At 46.5% G+C, this 1,562-nt stretch carries 2 tRNA genes and 2 rRNA genes; all 4 read right to left on the bottom strand.

Annotation, left to right across the window (positions count from 1 at the left end):
* A 23S ribosomal RNA gene (locus GTH32_RS19205) occupies nt 1-527 on the bottom strand; the annotation flags it as partial.
* 550 nt (nt 528-1,077) lie between these two features.
* Nucleotides 1,078-1,154, bottom strand: a tRNA-Ile gene (locus tag GTH32_RS19200).
* Between the two features lie 168 nt (nt 1,155-1,322).
* Nucleotides 1,323-1,398 (bottom strand) — tRNA-Ala (locus tag GTH32_RS19195).
* A gap of 80 nt (nt 1,399-1,478) precedes the next feature.
* Nucleotides 1,479-1,562 (bottom strand): 16S ribosomal RNA (locus tag GTH32_RS19190); the annotation flags it as partial.

Below are 1,562 nucleotides of genomic sequence, written 5' to 3'. Positions count from 1 at the left end.
GCTCCCACTGCTTGTACGTATACGGTTTCAGGTTCTATTTCACTCCCCTCACAGGGGTTCTTTTCGCCTTTCCCTCACGGTACTGGTTCACTATCGGTCAGTTAGGAGTATTTAGCCTTGGAGGATGGTCCCCCCATATTCAGTCAAGATAACACGTGTCCCGACCTACTCGATTTCACTGTAAAGCACGCTACGTGTACGGGGCTATCACCCTGTATCGCTCCTCTTCCCAAAGGATTCCACTACACACTAAACAGCTTAAGGGCTGCTCCCCGTTCGCTCGCCGCTACTAGGGGAATCTCAATTGATTTCTTTTCCTAAGGGTACTTAGATGTTTCAGTTCCCCTCGTTCGCCTCGTTACACTATGTATTCATGTAACGATACCTGTAAACAGGTGGGTTTCCCCATTCGGACATCTGTGGCTCAAATGCTTTTTGTCAGCTCACCACAGCTTTTCGCAGACTTACACGTCCTTCATCGCCTCTAACTGCCAAGGCATCCACCGTATACGCTTCGTCACTTAACCATACAACCCTAAAAAGCCTTGAGTATCGGCCTCATGTCCGCCTTTTGAATTCGGACAAGGGTAATGTTGTATGCATGACAAGCTAATCGGAAGAATTGCCTTGCTATCTTCTTGCTAATCGGCTTGCCGATTAGCACGCCTTTCAGCGCTTTTTCGATAACAAGCAATTCAAGTCAAGTAGAGTAAAAAGTACGTCTTTCGACTTCTCAGTTACTCAATTTTGATTGATTACTATTAATATCAGCTTTCCAAATTGTTAAAGAACATAGTGCAAAATCATGACGCTTTTTGTCGTGACTTTTGCGCAAGGAGGACCTACATTACTCTCAAGAGTAGTGTGTGTGCTCCCTCAGGGTAAAAAACCCTAATCAATGCTTACTTAATAAGTAAATATTCATTAGGATTTATTGTCCAACATGACACAAACATCAGCTTTCTACCTTAGCCACTTACTACCGCCAACTTTAGCGAGTAGAAAAACCGTCAGGAAGCTCTGCTTCCGGTTAAGCGGCTTTTTCACGACCACTTGCAAGGCAAGTAAGAAGGTAAATGGTAGGCTTGGGCAGACTTGAACTGCCGACCTCACCCTTATCAGGGGTGCGCTCTAACCAGCTGAGCTACAAGCCTATTCTACGAACCGGTCGGTTTGTGACCTCACCGCTCTTTTTCAAGGGGCAGGGCTGCAACCATCCAAGCTACAAGCCTATCTAACAAGCTCTGCCGGCGTACTGACTCATCACTCTATTTTGAGGAAGAGCCCTAACCAACAAACTACATGTGTAGGGTTTAAGCAGATGGTGGAGCTAAGCAGGATCGAACTGCTGACCTCCTGCGTGCAAGGCAGGCGCTCTCCCAGCTGAGCTATAGCCCCATAAGCTTATGTCGTTCTTTATTTTCTAGACAAGACTATCTGTGTAGGCACTGCATCAAGGGCGTCTTTCGACGTAATAGTAAGGAGGTGATCCAACCCCAGGTTCCCCTAGGGTTACCTTGTTACGACTTCACCCCAGTCATGAAACACAAAGTGGTAATCGT

Origin of the sequence: Alteromonas profundi (genome assembly GCF_010500865.1) — a bacterium.
In the GTDB taxonomy this organism is placed as follows: Bacteria; Pseudomonadota; Gammaproteobacteria; order Enterobacterales; family Alteromonadaceae; genus Alteromonas; species Alteromonas profundi.
This window is presented reverse-complemented; position numbering and strand designations above follow the sequence as displayed.